This window comes from Bradyrhizobium sp. CCBAU 53415, from assembly GCF_028128735.1.
Classification (GTDB): Bacteria; Pseudomonadota; Alphaproteobacteria; order Rhizobiales; family Xanthobacteraceae; genus Bradyrhizobium.
In genome coordinates, this window is the sequence record NZ_LBJF01000027.1 from 1,217,836 (window position 1) to 1,237,826 (window position 19,991).

Here is a 19,991-nt window from a genome sequence, read left to right on the forward strand (position 1 = left end):
TTTCGAAGAGAGGACCAAGAAAAATGTCAACGATGGCCATGCCACAACCGACCGCGAGCGAAGCCGCGGTCCGCTATCTCATCACGAACTACAGCCCCAAGGGCAACAAGGTCGGCTGGCTGATGATGGCCTCGATCCTGGTCGAGGCCTGGGACCTCTATTCGATCGCCTTCGTGCTGATCTTCATCAAGGAGCAGTACAATCCCGATCCGCTGATGCTGGGCCTGGCCGCGGCCGGCACGCAGGGCGGCGCCCTGATCGGCGCGCTGCTCGGCGGCTGGCTGTCCGACAAGATCGGCCGCCGCGTGATGTTCCTGGTGACGATGGTGATGTTCATCGTGCTGGCGCTGGCGCAGGCCGTCGTGCCTGATGTCGCCTGGCTGGTCGTGATCCGCTTCCTGCTCGGCATCCCGCTCGGCTCCGACATCTCGACCGGCTACACCTACATCATGGAATCCATGGCCAAGGGCGAGCGCGAGGTCATGGGCAACCGCTGGCAGTTCATGTTCGCGGTCGGCGAGGTCCTGACGATCGGCGTCATCGTGATCTTCCTCCTGACCGACATGAACCACGAGATGCTGTGGCGCGTGACGCTCGGTCTCGGCGCTGTGCCGGCGCTGATCATCCTGATCATGCGCCACGACGTGCCGGAGACGGCGGTGTGGCTGGTGCAGAAGGGGCGCTACCGCGAGGCCAAGCAGGTCGCCCGCGAGATGTTCAACGACAATCTCGACATGCTGCCGGATCGGGACGTCGAGGTGCCGAAGGTCTCGACCCGCGCCTTCCTCGCCGACCTCAGGAAGGATCCGATCCGCTGGCGCGCCACTCTCTACGGCTGGATCGCCTGCTTCGCGCAAGGCAGCGAGTTCTCGACGTTTGCGTTCTACCTGCCGGTACTGTTCGTGATGGTCGGCGTGTCGAGCGTGCTCGGCAACAACCTGGTGACGATGGGACTGTTCTGCTTCGCCGCGCTGTCCGGCTGGGTCGGTCCGCTGCTGACGCCGAAGATCGGCCATCGCGGCATCGCCATCGCCGGTTTCGGCATCGTGCTGGCTTCACTCCTGGTCGCGGCTTTCGCGCTCTACACCGACAACAAGATACTGCTGCCGTTCGCGGCCGCCGCCATGCTGTGGGGCCATTATTGGGATGCGTCGAACTGCATGACGATCCCGACCATGGTCGCCAAGCCGAAATACCGCGGCACCGCCAGCGGCTTCGCCTACATGTTCGTCAAGCTGCCGTCGTTCCTGGCGATCTTCCTGTTTCCGTCGCTGTTCGCGGCGATCGGACAGGCCAACGCCACGCTGTTCGTCGCAATCTTCCCGCTGATCGGATTGCTCGCCGCGATCTTCATCCTTCCGGAAGTCTACGGCTACGAGAACGACTGAGGTGCGACCCGGTCGCGGCGTCGTGGCCGCGATCGGGCTCCTCCCGCTACGGGCTCAGGAAGACCGGATCGATCCCGGTGCCGTGGCCGAGCAGGCCGATGGCCTGAAGCTGGGCCGTGTGCAGATCAATCTCCAGGATGGCGAACAAGGCCAGCAGCACCACGGCGCAGAAGACGAGCAGGGGATGGGTACGGCTTTCGGCGGGCGCGACGAGGCTCTGAATTCCGCGACGCAGGGAGCAACTCCGCGGCAGCGACTTTGATCGAATCTGCATGATGAACCTTCCTTGCCGCGGCATGTCCGAAGCGCGCGACAAATGAACTCTAGCCGCAGCCGCACCGCCGGCATTGATGCACCGCAAACAATTGCACCTATTCAACCGGTGCGTTTTGCCGCTACCTGATGGCGACCGCCAGCGCAGCGATCAGGGCAGGCGGGGTCACCAGCAGGCCGAGCTTGAGGAACGGCCAGGCGCCGACCTCGATCTTCTCCCGCCGGAGCGCGACCAGCCAGAGGATGGTGGCGAGCGAGCCGGTCACCGACAGATTGGGGCCGAGATCGACGCCGATCAGGATGGCGCTGACGACTGGTGCGGGCAGATGATCGTTGGCGGCGACCGAGCCGGCGACGAGGCCGACCGGAAGGTTGTTGGCGATGTTGTCGGCGAGCGCGGTGGCGATACCGACGCTCCAGGCGGCCTGGGGCACCGATTGCGCGACCGCCTCCTGCAGCAGGGCGCTGAGCTGCGCGATCACGCCGGTCTTCACCAGCGCCTCCACCATGACAAACAGCCCGCCGACCAGCGGCAGCACGCTCCAGGAGACACCGTGCAGCACGGGCAAGGGCGATTGCCGGTTGATCAGCAGCACGATCGCCGCCGTCGCGACGCCGCAGATGAAGGTCGGCAGGCCCAGCTGCCGATCCAGCGCTGACGCAGTGACCAGCACGATGCCGATCGCGACGATGCCTGTTGCCGTGAGCTTGCCGCCGCGTCCAAGCTTCGGATGCGGCACGCTGCGGGCAATCGTCTCTTCCTCGAGCGCGCGGTGCTGGCTCAGGCGCAGCACCACGTAGGTGAGCAGGATCGAGGCCGCCGAGGGCAGGGCGAACAGGCGCAGCCATTCGGTGAGCTGCGGCATGCGCGCGCCGAACACGACGAGATTGGCCGGATTGGAAATCGGCAGGACGAAGCTCGCGGCATTGGCGATGAAGGCACAGACGAACAGATAGGGGAGCGGCTTGGCGCCCGCCGCGCGCGTCGCGGCGTAGACCGCAGGCGTCAACACGATCGCGGTGGCGTCGTTCGAGAGCAGCACGGTCACCAGCGTGCCGACGAGATAGATCAGCAGGAATAGCCGCTGCGGCGAGCCGCGCGCATATTCGACCGCGAGCGCGGCGAGATAATCGAACAGGCCTTCGAGCCGCGCCAGTTCTGCGATCAGCATCATGCCGATCAGGAAGAGATAGACGTCGACGCCCTTCTCGATACCCGTCAGTGCATCTTGCCATGGCAGCAAGCCGAGCAGCACCAGCGCGCCAGCGCCGATCACGGCCCAGATCGCCTCGGGTAGGCGAAAGGGGCGGATGATGACGCCTGCGGTCGCGACGATGATGATGCTCCAGGCCCAGATGGCGTCAGACGGCACGGTCAATCCTCGAATGCAGGGGATTCATTCGGCAGCGATAACCGATGCGAGAACCGCTGTCTTCCCGTACGCCTGCAAGGCGCCATGCCGGGTCTCGGGACGGCGCGCCGGCGCCGTCATTGCGAGGAGCTCTTGCGACGAAGCAATCCAGGCTGCCGCTGCGGAAAGAAGCCGGATTGCTTCGCTACGCTCGCAATGACGGAATGCAAGGCGCCGCCTCATGCCCATGACACTCACCGTGCCACCGAGAGCTTCTCCGTGATTGCCTTGCGCAGTATCCGCGACAGCGATTCCACCGAATACGGCTTCTGGATCAGTTCGAAGCCGCGATGGGCGTTTTCGGCGAGCACGTTGCTGTAGCCGCTGGTGAGCACCACGGGCAGGCCGGGATAGCGCTCGCGGATGATGCCGGCAAGCTCGACGCCGTTCATTCCGGGCATGATGACGTCGGAGAACACGAGGTCGACGGCAAATTCGTTCTCGCCGAGGATCACCAGCGCCGCGTTCGCGTTGGCGACGCGGCGGACGACATAGCCGAGATCCTCCAGGAGTTCGGTCGAGAAACGGCCGACTTCGTCGTCATCCTCGACCACGAGCACGCGATAGCCTCGCCCGGTCGCCGCAGCCTCGTGGCTCAGCGCCGCGGCTTCCTTGTCCGTCGCCGGGCTTCGCGCCTGTGGCAGATAGATGGTGAAGGTCGCGCCTTTGCCTTGCGTGCTCGTCACCGCGATGTCGCCCTCGGACTGCTTTGCGAAGCCGAAGGCCTGGCTGAGGCCGAGCCCTGTGCCCTTGCCGACCTCCTTGGTGGTGAAGAACGGCTCGAAGATCGAATCGAGATGCTCCGGCGCGATGCCGCTGCCGGTGTCGGTGACAGAGATGGCGACATAGTCGCCGCCGCGCGCCGATTGTGCGCGCAGGCTCGGAATCCCAGGGACCTTGCGCACGGCGATGGTGAGGCGGCCTTCGCCATCCATGGCATCGCGGGCGTTGATGGCGAGGTTGATCAGCGCGGCCTCGAACTGGGCGATGTCGGCTACGGTGAAGCAGTCGGCATCGTGAACCTCCACGGCGATCTCGATGCGGGCGCCGACCAGCGGCCGGACCAGCTGCGCCACGCCTTCGACCTGGCTGCCGACGTTGAAGATCTGCGGCTTCAGCGGCTGGCGGCGCGCGAACGCCAGAAGCTGCGCGGTCAGCTTGGAGGCGCGCTCGACCGTCTCGGAGATGGCGTCGACGTAGCGGCGACGACGTTCCTCCGGCAGCTCGCGGCGGCGCAGGAAGTCGGTGGCAGAGCGGATGATGGTGAGGAGATTGTTGAAGTCGTGGGCGACGCCGCCAGTGAGCTGGCCGATCGCCTCCATCTTCTGCGATTGCCGCAGCGCTTCCTCGCCGCGGCGGCGCTCCGTGATGTCGACGGCCTCGGGCACGGCACCGGTGATGTTGCCGTGGCGGTCGAACACGGGGCGCATGCCGAAGTCGAAATCGCGCTCGCCGACGGGAAGGCGCAGGCGCATCTCCAGCCGGACCGCTTCACCCCTCAGCACGGTGTGGAAGGCTTCGCGCACCAGCGCGCTCATGCCCTCCGTCGCGCTGAACCAGGGCGTGTCCCAAAACAGCTTTCCGATCACATCCGAAGAGCCCGCCTTGATACCGTCCAGCGCGGTCCTGTTGGCGTAAAGCAGCTCGCCTCTGAGATTGACCAGGCCCTGATACTGATTGCTGGTCTCCAGGATCGCGCGCAGCCGTGCCTCGTTGGATTCGAGCTCGGCGGTGCGCTCGGCAATGCGCTGTTCCAGCGTCTCGTTGAGCTGCCTGAGCTCGATCTCGGCCTGCTTGGCGACGGTGATGTCGTGGGCGACGCCGATGAAGCCGATATGCTTGCCGGTCGGGTCCCAGCGTGGCTGCGATTCCGATCTAAGCCACCGCCATTCGCCGCTTGCGTTCCTGTAACGCGCTTCCAGCACGAAGGGTTTGAGGGACGCTTCGCCCTGGACGGATTGCTGGAGCACGTGCGGAAGGTCGTCGGGATGCAACACCTTGCGCCAGTCGAAATCGATGGCCTGGTCGTACGGCAGGCCGACGAAATCGACATAGGCCTGGTTGGCGAAGGACCGCTTGCGATCGAGCTTGGTCACCCAGATCGGCACCGGCGCGCTGTCGGCGATCAGCCGGAAGCGCTCCTCGCTCTCGCGCAGCGTCTCGCGCGCGAGCATCTGGTCGGTGATGTCGATGTGGGCGCCGACGAGCCGAATGGCGCGTCCGTCCTTGTCGCGCTCGATCTTGGCGACGACCCGGATCCAGCGGGTCTCGCCGTCGCTGGGACGGATGATGCGGTATTCGGCAACGTAGTCTTCGCTCGTTCCGGCGAGAGCCTCGAAGAAATGCTTGACGGTTGCCTCGCGGTCGTCGGGATGGATACGATTGACCCAATCCTCGTGCGACTCCTCGGCAGCTTCCGGCGGCAGGCCGTGGATGATCAGATATTCGGGCGAGCGGCGGTTCTTGAAGCCCTCGCGGAAATCGACCTCGACGCCGCCGACCTTGCCGATACGCTGGATGCGCGCGAGCTCGGCCTCGCGCTCCTGCAGCGCACGATAGGCGTTGTCGCGCTCGCGTGCGATGTCTTCGAGGTGCTGGCGCAGCCTTTCGGCGGCGATGGTCTCGGGCAAGGGATCGTTCAAGGCATCGGCCGTTGTGATGCGGGTGCGCACGTGCCGGACCGATATTCACACAGACGGAACGCGATGGCCATCGTTTCAGAGGGGAAAGTATCGGGAAATAAGAGCGAGCGTGCCTGAACGCCGAAAACTGCGCGGTGGCAACGTCTGGTCTGGCAATTTGTTCCGGACACTGGAACGATCGGCTGATCGAGGCGTCTTCGCGAGGTGCCAACTCTCATAAGAATCCCTTTCCAAAGAGGCTAGATCTTGAAGCTCTTCGTCTGTCAGGCCTGCGGCAACGTTCTCTATTTCGAGAATCGTGCCTGCGAACGCTGCGGCCATCGTGTCGCCTTCCTGCCGGAGAAGGAGACCATGTCGGCGATCGAGCCCGACGGAGAAACCTGGAGGACATTGGCCGACAATGGCGAAGGCCGGATGCTGTGCCGCAATGCCGAGTACGATGCCTGCAACTGGCTCACGGACACAGGCGATACCACCGGCTATTGTCGCGCCTGCCGCCACAATGGGACGGTGCCGAACCTCTCCGATCCGGCGCAGCTCGCCGGATGGCGTGAGCTGGAGGTGGCCAAGCACCGATTATTCTATTCCCTGATCCGCTGGAAGCTGCCGCTCCAGTCCCGGCGGGACAATCCCGAGCATGGCCTGATCTTCAATTTCCTCGCCGACGATCCGCACAGCGGAGAGACGGTCATGACCGGCCACGACAATGGCCTGATCACGATCGCGCTGACCGAAGCCGACGACATCGAGCGCGAGCGGCGCAGGCTGGAGCTGGGCGAGCCTTACAGGACGCTGCTCGGACATTTCCGCCACGAGGTCGGGCACTATTTCTGGGACGTGCTGGTGCAGGGCGGCGGCAAGCTCGACCCGTGCCGCGCCGTGTTCGGCAACGATGCGGCCGATTACGGTCAGGCCTTGCAGCGCCATTATGCCGAAGGCCCGCCGCCCGACTGGCAGCAGAGCTACGTCTCGGCCTACGCCACGATGCATCCCTGGGAAGACTTCGCCGAGACCTGGGCGCACTACCTCCACATCGTCGACACCCTGGAGATGGCCGCCGAGTTCGGCATGGAGGTGCGCCCCAAGGTCGATCGCGACGGGGAGTTGACGGCGCGCATCCGTTTCGACCCCTACGAGGCAAGGGACGTCGAGGCGCTGGTCAACGCATGGCTGCCCTTCACCTTCGCCATGAACAGCGTCAACCGCGCCATGGGCCTGCGCGACCTCTATCCCTTCATCCTGTCGCCCGTGGTGGTCGCCAAGCTCGGCTTCATTCACGGCCTGGTCCGGGACGTGGCCAAGGCCGGGAAGCCCCTGGACGCGGCACGGCGTCCCTAAAGCATGATCCGGAAAAGTGCGCAGCGGCTTTCCGAAAAGATTATGCTTAAACAATAACCTAGAGCGCGATGACGCTTCATCCTGATCGCATCGCGCGTTAGGGCTCGCCGGCCCATTTCGGTCTTGCGCTGGTACGCCAGAGGCCCCGGATTTAGACCGTTGCCTCCGGCCCATTTTGATGTACCACGGGGGCCACACGGCCCGTCCCATAGGCCCCCAACGGCCAGGAGACGGGTCCCGCCCAAGGTCGAGACTCAAGAAAAGCATGTTCAAACGCATTCTGATCGCCAATCGCGGCGAAATCGCCTGCCGGGTCATCAAGACCGCCCGCAAGATGGGAATTCAGACGGTTGCGGTCTATTCCGAGGCCGACCGCGATGCCCTCCATGTCGAGATGGCCGACGAGGCCGTGCTGATCGGCCCGCCCGCTGCGGCCGAGAGCTATCTGGTGATCGAAAAGATCGTCGAGGCCTGCCGCAAGACCGGCGCGCAAGCCGTGCATCCCGGCTACGGCTTCCTGTCCGAGCGCGAGGCGTTTCCGCGCGCGCTGGAGGCGGCCGGCATCGTCTTCATCGGCCCGAATCCGGGCGCGATCGCGGCGATGGGCGACAAGATCGAGTCCAAGAAGGCGGCGGCAAACGCCGACGTCTCGACCGTGCCGGGCTTTCTCGGCGTCATCGAAGACGCCAGGCACGCGGTCAGGATCGCCGACGCGATCGGCTATCCCGTGATGATCAAGGCCTCCGCCGGCGGTGGCGGCAAGGGCATGCGGATTGCCTACTCGACCCAGGAGGTCGAGGAGGGATTTGGGCTGGCGAAAGCGGAAGCGAAGGCCTCGTTCGGCGATGACCGCGTCTTCATCGAAAAGTTCATCGTCGATCCCCGCCACATCGAGATCCAGGTGCTGGGCGACAAGCACGGCAACGTGATCTATCTCGGCGAGCGCGAATGCTCGATCCAGCGCCGCAACCAGAAGGTCATCGAGGAAGCGCCGTCGCCGCTGCTCGACGAGGCCACCCGCCGCAAGATGGGCGAGCAGGCGGTCGCGCTGGCCAAGGCCGTGAACTACGACTCCGCCGGCACCGTCGAGTTCGTGGCGGGACAGGACAAGAGCTTCTACTTCCTGGAGATGAACACGCGCCTCCAGGTCGAGCATCCCGTCACGGAACTCGTCACCGGGATCGACCTCGTCGAGCAGATGATCCGCGTCGCCGCCGGCGAGAAGCTTGCCATCGCGCAGAAGGACGTCACGCTGACGGGCTGGGCGGTGGAATCCCGCCTCTACGCCGAAGACCCGTTCCGCAACTTCCTGCCCTCGATCGGGCGGCTCGTGAAGTATCGCCCGCCGGCGGAGGCCAGCAAGGACGGCATCACCATCCGCAACGATACCGGCGTGCAGGAAGGGGGCGAGATCTCGATCCACTACGATCCGATGATCGCCAAGCTCGTGACGCATGCGCCGTCGCGTGCGGCTGCGATCGAGGCGCAGGCCACCGCGCTGGACTCGTTCTACGTCGACGGCATCAGGCACAACATCCCGTTCCTGTCGGCGCTGATGCATCATCCGCGCTGGCGCGAGGGCCGGCTCTCGACCGGCTTCATCGCCGAGGAATTCCCCAAGGGCTTTGCGGTGCGCGTGCCCGAAGGCGAGGTCGCGCGTCGGATCGCCGCGGTCGGCGCCGCCATCGATCACGTGCTCGGCGAGCGCAAACGCCAGATCTCCGGCCAGATGGGCGGCCGCGTCGTGCAGCGCGAGCGCCGCCGCGCGGTCTGGCTCGATCGCCAGGAGATCTCGCTCGAGGTCGCGCGTGAGGGCGATGCGATCGCGATCCGCTTCGTCGATGCCGACGGCGAGGTCGGCAATGCGCATCTGTTGCAGTCCGCATGGAAGCCGGGCGATCCGGTCTGGCAGGGCACCATCGACGGCCACTTCGTCGCGGTGCAGACACGCCCGATCGCCAACGGCATTCGCCTGGCGCATCAGGGCGTCGAGGTGCCGGTCTATGTCTGGACCGAGGCGGAAGCGGCTTCGGCGCGGCTGATGCCGGTGACGACGGCGTCCGACACCGGCAAGAAGCTGCTGTGCCCGATGCCCGGCCTCATCGTCTCGATCGCGGTGACCGAAGGGCAGGAGGTCAAGGCCGGCGAGACGCTGGCGGTGGTCGAAGCCATGAAGATGCAGAACGTGCTGCGCGCCGAGCAGGACGGCACCGTGAAGAAGATCCATGCCAGCGCGGGCTCGACGCTCGCGGTGGACGCACTGATCCTGGAGTTTGCGTAACGAAGCCCACTCTCGTGTCCCGGACGCGATGCAACGCATTAGCGTTGCTTCGCAGAGCCGGGACCCAGATCGCTAGCATTTCGCTCAGCAGCATGGGCCCCGGCTCTGCAGCGCATCGCTGAAGGGCGCTGCGCTGCGTCCGGGGCACGAGAGTGCCATATTTCCGTCGCTCGCAATGACGGAGTATGCTGTGGCCTCCGTGACCTGACCGAGACAGCACCCATGGCCTTCCGTTCCCGCCGCGAGAAACTACGCTCCGTCCTGTCGGGCGGGGCTTGTGTCCATCCCGGCTCTGTGTACGACGCCATCTCGATCCGCATTGCCGAGGACCTCGGTTTTCCGCTCGGCATGTTCGGGGGATCAGTGGCCTCGCTCGCCGTGCTCGGCGATCCCGACGTCACGCTGATCACGCTGACCGAGCTTGCCGAGCAGATGCGGCGGATGTCGCGCGCCGCAACACTCCCCGTTCTGGTCGACGCCGATCACGGCTACGGCAATGCGCTCAACGTGCGCCGCACGGTGCAGGAGCTGGAGATGGCGGGCGCGGCCGGCCTCACCATCGAGGACACGCTGTTGCCGGCGGCCTTTGGCGAGACGAAGTCGCAGCTGGTCCCGATCGAGGAAGGCGTCGGCAAGATGAAGGCGGCGCTTGGCGGCCGCAGCGACCCGTCGCTGGTGATCATGGGCCGCACGGGCGCCGCCGCGATCACCTCGATCGAGGATGCGATCCGCCGCGCCAGGGCCTATGAGGCCACCGGGATCGATGCATTGTTCTTCACGGGCATCAAGTCGCGCGCCGAGCTCGAGGCCATCGCATCCGCCACGCGCCTGCCGATCGTGCTCGGCGGCGCGCCGGAGCAATTGAACGCGCTCGATTACCTTGCGAGCCAGCGCGTGCGCATCGCGCTGCAGGGCCATGCACCGATCGCCGCCGCGACGCAGGCCGTCTATGAGACGCAGAAGGCGTTGCGCGAGGGCACGGCGCCGAAAAGCCTCGAGGGTTTGGCATCGTCGGAGCTGATGGCCCACGTCATGCGCGAGAGCGAGGTCAGGGCGCGCAGCGCCGACGTCCTGGAACCGAAAAAGTGAGCCGGGCGATTCTTCAGGTCATGATCCGCGGACGCGTGCAGGGCGTCGGCTATCGGGCCTGGGTCGAGTATCAGGCGACGACGAGCGGCCTCGAAGGCTGGGTCCGCAACCGCCGCGACGGCAGCGTGGAAGCGCTGTTCGCTGGCGCGCCGAAGCACGTTGCCGACATGGTCGCGCTGTGCCGCCACGGCCCGCCGTCCTCGCGCGTCGACAGTGTCACCAGTGAAACCGCGAGCGCGGATGAACTCAATCTGCGTCGGGCAGGGGAGACATTCTCGGTGCTGCCGACGGTGTAGGTCTGCTCCCTCTCCCCGCACGCGGGGAGAGGCGAAGAGGAAATCACCGCGGCAATTTCGCGATCGCCTCGCTCAGCTCATGGATCTCGTAGGGCTTGCGCAGGATCGGGAAATCGCCGCGCACACCGGCGGCGACCTCGCTGTAACCGGTGGCAAGCAGGATCGGCAGGCCAGGGCGGATCTGGCGGAGGCGATGGGCGAGGCTGAGCCCATCCATCTTGCCCGGCATGACGATGTCCGAGAACACGAAGTCGACGCCGTTGCTCTCGATCTCGCGCAATGCCGCTTCGGCATCGGCGACCCGGCGCACCTGGTAGCCGAGCTGCTCGAGAAGACCGATGCTGACCAGGGCGACGTCGGGATTGTCCTCGACCAGCAGCACCGTGCCGCTGCCGCGGAACGCGGCTCCCGTTGCCTCGCGCGACGGCGCATCTATGCCGCGCGGCAGGACGATGGTGAATGTCGTGCCCTTTCCAAGCTCGCTTGCGACCTTCACCGTGCCGCCGGCCTGGTGGGCGAAGCCGTGCACCTGCGAAAGGCCGAGGCCCGTGCCTTTGCCGATCGGCTTGGTCGTGAAGAACGGCTCGAAGATCTTGTCGAGAACGTCGGAGGGAATTCCAAGCCCGGAATCGGCGACGTCGATTGCGACGAAGTCGCCGGCGAGGGGCGTCTCGTTCAGCACGACATTGCGCGCCCTAACCGTCACGGTGCCGCCTTCCGGCATCGCGTCGCGGGCATTGATGACGAGGTTGAGCAGCGCGGTCTCGAACTCGGAGACGTCGGCCTTGATCGGCCAGGTGTCGGACTGGATGTCGAAGGCGAGACGCACGGAACTGCCCACGCCGGCGAGCAGCACCTCGCGGATGGCCGCGACGCGTTCGGCGAAATCGATCGCCTGCGGGTTGACGCTCTGTCGCCGTGCGAAGGTGAGGAGCTGGTTCGTCAGCGCGGCGCCGCGTTTGGTCGCGGTCTCGATCGCGGACGTGGCGCGCTCGAGCTTGGGGTCGTCGGCGGCGCTCTTCTTCAGGATGTGAAGGCTGCCGCTGATGATCATCAGAAGATTGTTGAAGTCGTGGGCAACCCCGCCGGTGAGCTGTCCGAGTGCGTCGAATTTCTGGGACTCGGCGAGCTGCTTCTGCATCGCCTCGAGCTTGAGCTGGGAATTGCGACGCTCGGTGATGTCGCGCGTGATCTTGGCGAAGCCGATCAGCGCGCCGTCCTCGTAGATCGGATCGATCACCACGCTGGCCCAGAAGAACGTCCCGTCCTTGCGGACGCGCCAGCCTTCCTCCTCGTATCGGCCCTTTTCCCGCGCAATACCGAGCGCCCGCGCGGGCTTGCCGTTGGCGCGGTCGGTTTCGGTGTAGAAACGAGAAAAATGCTGGCCGAGGATCTCCTCAGGCGAATAGCCCTTGATGCGTTCGCCGCCGATGTTCCAGCTGGTGACGATCCCCTTGGGGTCGAGCATGTAGAGGGCGTAGTCGGCAACCCCCTCAACCAACAGCCGGAAACTGCGCTCGCTCTCGAACAAGTCTCTCTGTTGACTGAACTTTTTGGTCATTCGGACCCCGCCTCGACGGGGGCAAACGCCGCAGGCGGCGGATTTGTTCCGCTCCATGGGACATTTTTAGGCAATATCTTGAGCCGTATAAGGGCCTCGCACAAAGTATGCAGGGGGCGATCAGGCTCGGCGGACTGGCTGCTCGCTGGTCGCCACGCTCCTGAACATCGCGGCCACCGCGCGCAGCGCCGCGAGTCTGGCGGGATCGCTGACTCTCGAATGCAGCAGCACCTTCGAGCTGCCGAGTCCCGGCAGCTTGTACGCGGGCCCGATATCAATCAAACCCGGAGGTGCGATCCGCCGCGCCAGCGGTGCGATCGCGAGGCCGGCAAGCGCAGCGGCGACCACCGCCGTCACGCCGCCGCCGACGAATCGCTCGCGCCAGGCGATGCCGGCCTTGTCGAGCGCGCGCATGGCGATGGCGCGGACGCCGCAGGGCGGGGCGAGCGTTGCGAGCGGCAGTGCTTCGCCGCTTGGGAGTGCGAAGCGCCGTGCCGCGAACCAGCCGAACTCGTCTTCGGTTAGCTTTTCGCCGCCGCGGCGGCTGCCTTCCTGGCGCACGATCACCGCATCCAAGCGGCCCGCGTCATACGCATCCTGCATCTCGCGCGAGAAGCCGACCGTGACGGCGAGGGTGAGATTCGCGGACATCGCGTGCAGCCGTTCGAGCAGCGGCACCAGCTCCGGGCCTGCGGCGTGATCGGAAATGCCGAGCGACAGCGACTGCACGGCGGAAGCCTCGCCGGAAAGCGCACGGTCATGCGCTTCCATGAGCGCGCGGGCGCGATCGAGGAACGCGGCGCCATCGGCAGTGAGCCGGACCGCGCGCGGCGAGCGTTCCACGAGACGTTTCCCGAGCAATGCCTCGAGCCGCTGCAGCTTGAGGCTGACAGCTGCCTGCGTCGTGCCGAGCGCTTCGGCCGCGCGGGTAAAGCTCTGGAGGTCGGCAACCAGCAGGAAGGCCTGGACCGTGGCGATGTCGAGTGCGGCTTTCATTATACATTGTTATCACTAATATTATCATAGATAAGATATCAAAATGAGGCCCGCAGGTCTAGCTTCTCACCAACGCCCCGCAAAAATCCGCGCGGCATCCTGAGGAGAACCATCATGCCCCTGATCACCGTGTCCTACGCCACATCCCGCCAATCGCCGTCGCTGAAGGCCGACATCGCCAATGTCGTGTCCGAACTCACCGCAAGGATCCTGCACAAGGATCCAAAGGTCACCGCCATCATCGTGAAGTCCGTGGATGCCAGCGATTGGTTCGCCGGCGGCAAGTCGCTTGCCGAACAGAAGCTTGCAAGCTACTGGATCGACATTCACGTCACCGAGGGCACCAACACCAAGGACGAGAAGGCGGCTTATCTCGCTGCGATGTTCAAGCGCATGGCCGAGATCCTGGGTCCGCTGCATCCGGAGACCTACCTGCATGTCGACGAGGTCAAGGGCGACGCCTACGGCTTTGGCGGCCTGACCCAGGAGCGGCGCTACATCGCCGGCAAGCTCGAGGTTTCGCTGCAGGCGGCGTGATGCCTGGTCGCGGGTGAGCAATCTCACCCGCGACCGGTTCAGAGGGATCGTCAGTTCGCCGCCCGGAACCGAACCTCGGAATTGTTGAGGAAGCACGTCTTGTCGAACAGCTTCAGGTCCAGCGGGTTCGGCAGCCTGACATCGCTGAGATCAGGACAGGGCTTGAGTGATGGGTCATAGGACCGGTCGATCTGCGAGATGAAGACGACGATCAGCCCCTTGTCGCGTGCGAAGGATTTCAGGGCGCGCACCTGAACGGTCAGGTCGGGGTTTTCCCGCCGCTGGTCGAGCAGTTGCAGATAGTCGATCACGACGAATGTGCCGCGCGGGGCGGCCGCCATCTGCTTGACGATGTAGTCGGCGCTGATCGCGTCGCAGCAATCGACCTCGAACAAGGTGTCGAACTGTGCGGGGTCTGCGCCGATTGCCCGCAAGCGGTCCAGAACGTCTCTCTCGGTGTATTCGAGCGAGAAGAACGCGCAACGGCCGCCTTTCCTCATGGCCTCTACCGCAAGTTCGAGACTCATCAGGGTCTTGCCATGACCGGGGCGCGCACCGACCAGCACCAGGTCTCCCGGCCGGAATCGAGGAAACAGTTTGCCGGCCGGTGTCTCCGCCGCGGCTTTCGCCGCGAGCAGGCTCCAGGCGGAAAACCCTTCCGTTGTGGCGATGCGGTCAAGCGCGTCGTGGAGTGGAATGCCGTCCTCGCGGGACAGGCGCTTCGCCTTGCGCTTGAGATGATAGATCGGCGCAGACAGTCTCATCGTGAGAACCTCCCATTGCGAGCATGATCGCAATCCCTCCTTATGCCGAGCGCTCGAACAGTCGGTCCGATGATCAATTCGCCCGGCATGAAGTCTGCTTTCCCGGCGGAGGGGGGAGGCGCGGGCGACGCCGGAATCGAGCGTAGCCGATTCTGCATCTGCGGAGAACGGACCGGTGTGTGTGTCCGTCAGGCGGCGGCCTCTGGCACCAGAGCCGTGGTCGGCCCGAACAGCTGCTCGAACGCCTGCTTCAACGCGATGTCGACGTCGGCCATGGTCACGATCTGGCCGAGGTCGACCAGCGAGGTGACGCCATAGCGGGGATCGGCGACGCCGCAGGGCACGATGCCGGCGAAATGCGACAGCTCCGGCTCGACATTGATGGCGATGCCGTGGAAGGACACCCAGCGCTTCAGGCGGACGCCGATCGCCGCAATCTTGTCCTCGTGATCCGCTCCCTTGTCGGGCCGCCTGACCCAGACGCCGACCCGGTCCTCGCGGCGCTCGCCGCGAATGTTGAAGGCGGCCAGCGTGCGCAGGATCAATTCCTCCAGGCTCGCGACATAGGCCCGAACGTCCGGCCGGCGGCGCTTGAGGTCCAGCATGACATAGGCCACCCGCTGGCCCGGCCCGTGATAGGTGAGCTGCCCGCCACGCCCGGTCGCGAAGATCGGGAAGCGGGCATCGAGCAGGTCGGATTGCTTGCCCGAGGTGCCCGAGGTGTAGAGCGGGGGGTGTTCGAGCAGCCAGACCAATTCCGGGGCCTCGCCCGCCGCGATCGCGGCGACCCGGGCCTCCATGGCGGCCACCGCGTCCGGATAGGGCACCGGAGCGTCCGAGATAAGCCATTCGACGGGCTCGCCGCCCGCGGCGGAAAACGAACTCAAATCGAGCTCTTGGCGCTGGTCTTGGCGCTGGTCTTGGCGCTGGTTTTGGCGGGGGTTTTGAGGCGAATTAACCATTGGCTAACCATAACGTGGTGATGATCGCAGGCGCAAATGAAGAGTCCCAAGTTGCGGCGGTCCTGACAGTGCCCACTCTCGACAAAGTCACCGTGGATCTCATGGTCGTCCTCGGGACGACCACCATGCCGATCCATCAGGTATTACGTCTTTCCCGCGGCGCCATCATCGAGCTGGATGCTACCGAGGCCGACGAGGTCAAGGTCCTGGCCAATAATCTGCCCGTTGCTTCCGGCGTCGTGCTGGTGGACCGCAACCGGATCGCGGTCGAAGTCAAACAGATGCTGCCGCGCACGGCCGGCACGCGCTAGCGGGCGGGGCACCGATAGGCCCGATCCCTGGGAGAAGGGCCGCAACTTTCCTGCCAAGCTTGTGGAATTCGGGACCTTTGCGGGCTTGTATCCCCCTGATGGATTTGTTAGATCGGCGGCCGCTGATCCGGCCAGCCTAAAGACCTCAGGCCGGCATCTCCTAGCGCTCGTGGCGGAACTGGTAGACGCGCTGCCTTGAGGTGGCAGTGGGTAACACCGTGGGGGTTCGAGTCCCTCCGAGCGCACCAAGCCTCATATTTCTCTGAAATCATTGAGATTTCCGGTCGCGGCCCGGAGATGACGGCGTTCCGACGCAAATCGGGAATCGACCGGGCGCATGTCTCGGAGCTGCGCCCCATCCTTCATATTTCGAGCGGCATCGCAGCAGCCGAATTTGCGACCGTCGATTGTCTGAGCAGTGCTTTCGCGAGCCGCTCGTCGCCTGCTTGACGCCCGCTCTACTGCGGCTCGATTCCAGCCGCCTTGATGATCCGGCCCCATTTGCCGATCTCAGCTTTCAGGAAGGCTTCGAGGGCTTCGGGGGTCGCGCGCTCGGGCTCGACTGGAGCCATGCTGAGCTCGGCAAAGCGGCTGACCAGCGCGGGATCCTTCAGCGCCGTCTGCAGCGCGCTTACGAGCTGCTCGACGACAGGCTTGGGCGTCCCGCGCGGCGCGTAGAGACCATACCACGTCGTCACGTCGAACGCCGGAACGCCGGCTTCAGCCGAGGTCGGCACGCCAGGCAGCGTCGCCACGCGCTTCTTGCTGGTGATCGCGTAGCCCTTGATCGTGTTCGACTGGATATAGGGCGTCGGCCCGGTCGCGGGATCGCAATAGACATCGATGTGGCCGGCGATGACGTCGTTCAATGCCGGCCCGCCGCCCTTGTAATAGATTGGGGTGAGCTTGGTATGCGTCGCGCTCATGAACATCAAACCGCAGAGCTGCGAGGCTGAGCCGAGACCGACATTGCCGAAGGTCATCTTGTCGCCGGCGTTGCGGATGTGTGCGATGAGCTCGTTGAGGTCCTTGGCTGGAAAGGTCGGCCGCGCCACGAGGATCATCGGGACGTCGGTGACGAGCCCGATCATCGCGAAATCTCCGACCGGATCGAACGGCAGCTTGGCGTAGAGGGCAGGCGCAGTAGCCTGGCCGACATGCATCAGGAGCAGCGTGTAGCCATCAGGGGCCGCCTTGGCGACGCGGTTGGTGCCGAGCGTGCCGCCGGCGCCGACGACATTTTCAATCACGATGGACTGTTTCAGCGTCGCGCTCATGGCGTTGCCGAGGATGCGTGCGATCACGTCGCCGGGACCACCGGCGGAGAAGGGCACGATGATCGTGATCGGGCGGGCGGGGTAGTCGTCCGCGATGGCCGCGCCGCCGGGATAGAGCAGGAGGAACAGGATCAGCGATCGTACGAGATACGTCATCGAACACTCCCTGGCGGCAATGTTTCAGTCGTCGGAAGGCGCCGCCTCCTTGGCTGCCGACGATTTTTCGATCATGTCGAGCGCGGCCACCGCAGCCGCATTGATGTGGTCGACGCAGCAGCGCTCGGCGAGGTCCGCATCGCCATTCTGGATCGCGCGCCAGATCGCGGTGACCTCGCGCAGGCTCTTGTTGATCCGCTTCGGCTGCGACATCGAGGTAATCCGCAACAGCTGGATCCGGTCGTGGAGCGGCTTGAGCATGCGCTCGATGAACGCGTTGCGGCAGCCGCCGATCAGCGCCGCGTAGAAATCGGTCTTGGCTTCCAGGCATCCGACGAGATCCTGCTTGGCCGCGGCAGCCTTCAGCCGCGTCAGGGCTTTCCCGATCCGGCGAGCCACTTCCGGATCGTGAAGCCTGGCACATTCGCGGCCGGCAAAGCCTTCGAGCACGGCGCGCGCCGCGTAGAGCTGCCGGGCCTCTTCGAGGCTGATCGTGGAAACCACCGGGCCGCGGTGCGGGACCGTATTGACCAATCCGTCGGCCTCGAGGGCACGCAGCGCTTCCCGGATCGAGGGGCGGCTGACGCCCATCATCTCGCAGAGCTCGCGCTCGACCAGACGCTGTCCCGGTTTCAGCGTGCCGGACATGATCGCCTCGCGCAGCTTTTGCGCCACCATCGCCCGGACGGTCGGTACGTCATCGATGCGGAGTGTCGACTGCAATTCGCGGCGTCTTTCCATGTCCGGGCCTTGGTTGGAATGATTCAATACCGGTTTACAGGCAGAATCATCATTTCGGCAATTTGAACGTGGGCGGGCTGGTCAAGGGCAAAGACGATCGAACGGGCGATATCGGCCGGCTCGAGCGCCATCCTGAACTGGTCGAAATAGTCCCTCTCTTTCTGCTTGTCGCCGCGGTAGCGGGTCAGGATGATGTTGGTCCTGGTCAGGCCGGGCTGGAGCTCGGTCACCCGGATCGCGGTGTCCGCCAGCTCGCCCCGAAGGGTCTCGGTGAACATGTGCACACCCGCCTTGCTGGTGCTGTAGGCGGCCATATCCGGGACAATACGGACTGCGTTGATGGAGCTGATGTTGACGACATGACCGGCGTTGCGTCGGACCATGTCGGGGAGCAGCGCGCGCGTCACGCGCATCAGGCCGATCAGATTGGTCTGGATGATGTTCGACCAGTCGTCCGCGGAGCCGACGTCGAATCGCGTCCGTCCGCCGATGTCATGGCCGGCATTGTTGATGAGAACGTCGACCGGTTTGAAATGCGCCGGGATGGCCTCCGGCAGGCGATCCACGGCCTGCGCATCGCTGACGTCGAGCTGGATCGGAAATACGGCGCTGCCGGCGGTGGCCGCCAGCTCCTGCAGCGCCTTGGCGTCGCGGTCGACCAGCACGACGCGGCGGCCGCTTTCCAGCAGCGCCTTGGTGATGGCGCGCCCCATGCCACCGGCGGCACCAGTCAGGACGACGGTCTGGCCCGATTGTTCAGTCATCGCAACACTCCCATTCCAATGGACTCATGCGGCGGACCAGCCGCCGTCGATCGGCAGGCTGGCTCCGGTGATGTCGTTTGCGGCAGGACCACAGAGGAAGACGACCATGGCCGCCACGGCGCCCATTTCGACGAAGCGCTGCGTCGGCTGGCGCTCGCCGAGATAGTCGCGGGTGACGTCGGCGACCGGGCGACCGCCATTCGAAGCCATCGTCGCGATCTTGTTGAGGATGGCGGGCGTCGGCAGCGTGCCCGGGCAGAGGGTGTTGCAGGTGATGCCGCTGCGGGCTGTCTCGATCGCCACGGCGCGGGTCATCCCTGCGATCGCCGTCTTCGTGGTGACGTAGTCGATGCGGTCTTCGACCGCGCGGCTCGAATAGATCGAGCCCATGTTGATGATGCGGCCCCAGCCGCGCTGCTTCATCGCCGGCAGCGCCAGCCGGATCAGATGGAACGGCGCCGACAAGTTGACGGCCAGCGCCTGCTCCCAGCGCTCGGGCGGAAACCGCTCGATGGCCGCAAAATGCCTGACGACGGCGTTGTTGACGAGGATGTCGACGGCGCCGCAGCGGTCGAGCAGATCGGCCATCATGGCCTCGATCGCCTCGCGCCGGGCGAGATCGACGCCGGCCGCGATCACCTCGACGCCGAAGCGGGCGCGGAGATCATCCGCGGCCTGTTTCGGCGCATTGATATCGTGAAGGACGATGTTGGCGCCGGCGCCGGCGAGGCCTTCCGCCACGGCGAAGCCGAGGCCCGCCGTTGCGCCGGTCACGAGTGCCCATTTGCCCTTCATCGCAGCCATGCCCGCTACTTCTTGTCGAACTCGGCAAAGACTTCCTTCGCGTTCCGGAACGCGTCCACGCCGGCCGGCACGCCGCAATAGATCGCGACCTGCATGAAGACCTCGCGGATCTCCTCGCGGGTCGCGCCGTTGGCGAGCGCGCCGCGGACATGGGTCTTGAGCTCATGCGGGCGGTTGAGCGCGCAGAGCATTGCCAGGTTGAGGAAGCTGCGCGTCTTTCGCGTCAGTCCCTCGCGCCCCCAGACGTAACCCCAGCAATACTCGGTGGTGAGGTCCTGCATCGGGCGGTTGAACGCGTCCGCGGATGCGATCGCCTTGTCGACGAACTCGTTGCCGAGCACGGCTTTGCGGATTTCGAGACCGCGGTCGTAGGTCGCCTTGTCCATTCTGTTCTCCTTT

The 19,991-nt window shown here is 65.2% G+C and carries 19 protein-coding genes and 1 tRNA gene; 8 read left to right on the forward strand and 12 right to left on the reverse strand.

Going from position 1 to position 19,991, the window contains the following annotated elements:
* The first annotated feature begins 23 nt into the window (after positions 1 to 23).
* Positions 24 to 1,388, forward strand: a complete 1,365-nt coding sequence (locus tag XH87_RS33855) for an MFS transporter (protein WP_271590550.1) — start codon at positions 24 to 26, stop codon at positions 1,386 to 1,388.
* A 46-nt stretch (positions 1,389 to 1,434) separates the two neighbouring features.
* Here XH87_RS33855 and XH87_RS33860 read toward each other — a convergent pair whose 3' ends face one another.
* The 3 genes from XH87_RS33860 to XH87_RS33870 form a co-directional block, all read right to left on the reverse strand.
* Complete coding sequence (locus tag XH87_RS33860; protein WP_271590551.1) at positions 1,435 to 1,662, reverse strand: hypothetical protein; 228 nt, start codon at positions 1,660 to 1,662, stop codon at positions 1,435 to 1,437.
* A gap of 121 nt (positions 1,663 to 1,783) precedes the next feature.
* Positions 1,784 to 3,034, reverse strand: coding sequence for an arsenic transporter (locus tag XH87_RS33865; protein ID WP_271590552.1), 1,251 nt, complete (start codon positions 3,032 to 3,034; stop codon positions 1,784 to 1,786).
* A 233-nt stretch (positions 3,035 to 3,267) separates the two neighbouring features.
* Entirely contained in the window at positions 3,268 to 5,745 is a 2,478-nt protein-coding gene (locus XH87_RS33870; protein ID WP_271590553.1) for a PAS domain-containing hybrid sensor histidine kinase/response regulator, read from the reverse strand.
* Between the two features lie 216 nt (positions 5,746 to 5,961).
* Here XH87_RS33870 and XH87_RS33875 point away from each other — a divergent pair, with 216 nt between their 5' ends.
* The 4 genes from XH87_RS33875 to XH87_RS33890 all read left to right on the forward strand — a co-directional run bounded on the left by XH87_RS33875 (position 5,962) and on the right by XH87_RS33890 (position 10,719).
* Positions 5,962 to 7,053, forward strand: a complete 1,092-nt coding sequence (locus XH87_RS33875) for a zinc-binding metallopeptidase family protein (protein ID WP_271590554.1) — start codon at positions 5,962 to 5,964, stop codon at positions 7,051 to 7,053.
* A gap of 265 nt (positions 7,054 to 7,318) precedes the next feature.
* The gene (locus XH87_RS33880; protein ID WP_271590555.1) at positions 7,319 to 9,334 is read left to right on the forward strand and encodes an acetyl-CoA carboxylase biotin carboxylase subunit; all 2,016 of its coding nucleotides are present in this window, start codon (positions 7,319 to 7,321) and stop codon (positions 9,332 to 9,334) included.
* Positions 9,335 to 9,556: 222 nt separating this feature from the next.
* Positions 9,557 to 10,423, forward strand: coding sequence for an isocitrate lyase/PEP mutase family protein (locus XH87_RS33885; protein ID WP_271590556.1), 867 nt, complete (start codon positions 9,557 to 9,559; stop codon positions 10,421 to 10,423).
* Positions 10,420 to 10,719, forward strand: coding sequence for an acylphosphatase (locus XH87_RS33890; RefSeq protein WP_271590557.1), 300 nt, complete (start codon positions 10,420 to 10,422; stop codon positions 10,717 to 10,719). The genes XH87_RS33885 and XH87_RS33890 overlap by 4 nt, the downstream gene beginning before the upstream one ends.
* Before the next feature lie 43 nt (positions 10,720 to 10,762).
* On the opposite strand, the gene XH87_RS33895 is transcribed toward XH87_RS33890, so the two are convergent.
* A complete protein-coding gene (locus XH87_RS33895) occupies positions 10,763 to 12,280 on the reverse strand; it encodes a PAS domain-containing sensor histidine kinase (RefSeq protein WP_271590558.1) in 1,518 nt (505 codons plus the stop codon).
* Between the two features lie 120 nt (positions 12,281 to 12,400).
* The gene (locus XH87_RS33900; protein ID WP_271590559.1) at positions 12,401 to 13,276 is read right to left on the reverse strand and encodes a LysR family transcriptional regulator; all 876 of its coding nucleotides are present in this window, start codon (positions 13,274 to 13,276) and stop codon (positions 12,401 to 12,403) included.
* 114 nt (positions 13,277 to 13,390) lie between these two features.
* Between XH87_RS33900 and XH87_RS33905 the strand changes: the two genes are divergently transcribed.
* A complete protein-coding gene (locus tag XH87_RS33905; protein ID WP_271590560.1) occupies positions 13,391 to 13,813 on the forward strand; it encodes a tautomerase family protein in 423 nt (140 codons plus the stop codon).
* A 50-nt stretch (positions 13,814 to 13,863) separates the two neighbouring features.
* On the opposite strand, the gene XH87_RS33910 is transcribed toward XH87_RS33905, so the two are convergent.
* Both XH87_RS33910 and lipB read right to left on the reverse strand, forming a co-directional pair.
* On the reverse strand, positions 13,864 to 14,577 hold the full coding sequence (locus XH87_RS33910; protein ID WP_271590561.1) for a DNA helicase: 714 nt from the start codon (positions 14,575 to 14,577) through the stop codon (positions 13,864 to 13,866).
* Positions 14,578 to 14,765: 188 nt separating this feature from the next.
* On the reverse strand, positions 14,766 to 15,539 hold the full coding sequence (lipB, locus tag XH87_RS33915) for a lipoyl(octanoyl) transferase LipB (RefSeq protein WP_271590562.1): 774 nt from the start codon (positions 15,537 to 15,539) through the stop codon (positions 14,766 to 14,768).
* Between the two features lie 68 nt (positions 15,540 to 15,607).
* Here lipB and XH87_RS33920 point away from each other — a divergent pair, with 68 nt between their 5' ends.
* Complete coding sequence (locus XH87_RS33920) at positions 15,608 to 15,850, forward strand: FliM/FliN family flagellar motor switch protein (protein ID WP_035714832.1); 243 nt, start codon at positions 15,608 to 15,610, stop codon at positions 15,848 to 15,850.
* A gap of 163 nt (positions 15,851 to 16,013) precedes the next feature.
* Positions 16,014 to 16,098: transfer RNA gene (locus XH87_RS33925), tRNA-Leu, on the forward strand.
* A 210-nt stretch (positions 16,099 to 16,308) separates the two neighbouring features.
* Here XH87_RS33925 and XH87_RS33930 read toward each other — a convergent pair.
* Genes XH87_RS33930 through XH87_RS33950 form a run of 5 tightly spaced genes read right to left on the reverse strand, consistent with a single transcriptional unit; the run spans position 16,309 to position 19,978 of the window.
* Complete coding sequence (locus XH87_RS33930; protein WP_271590563.1) at positions 16,309 to 17,283, reverse strand: tripartite tricarboxylate transporter substrate-binding protein; 975 nt, start codon at positions 17,281 to 17,283, stop codon at positions 16,309 to 16,311.
* Positions 17,284 to 17,307: 24 nt separating this feature from the next.
* Positions 17,308 to 18,024, reverse strand: coding sequence for a GntR family transcriptional regulator (locus XH87_RS33935; protein ID WP_271590564.1), 717 nt, complete (start codon positions 18,022 to 18,024; stop codon positions 17,308 to 17,310).
* A gap of 23 nt (positions 18,025 to 18,047) precedes the next feature.
* Positions 18,048 to 18,788 carry an SDR family oxidoreductase gene (locus XH87_RS33940; RefSeq protein ID WP_035714842.1) on the reverse strand — a complete coding sequence of 247 codons (741 nt, stop codon included), beginning with the start codon at positions 18,786 to 18,788 and terminating at the stop codon, positions 18,048 to 18,050.
* Positions 18,789 to 18,812: 24 nt separating this feature from the next.
* A complete protein-coding gene (locus XH87_RS33945; protein WP_271590565.1) occupies positions 18,813 to 19,592 on the reverse strand; it encodes an SDR family oxidoreductase in 780 nt (259 codons plus the stop codon).
* Positions 19,593 to 19,597: 5 nt separating this feature from the next.
* Complete coding sequence (locus XH87_RS33950; RefSeq protein WP_271590566.1) at positions 19,598 to 19,978, reverse strand: carboxymuconolactone decarboxylase family protein; 381 nt, start codon at positions 19,976 to 19,978, stop codon at positions 19,598 to 19,600.
* Between the last annotated feature and the right edge of the window lie 13 nt (positions 19,979 to 19,991).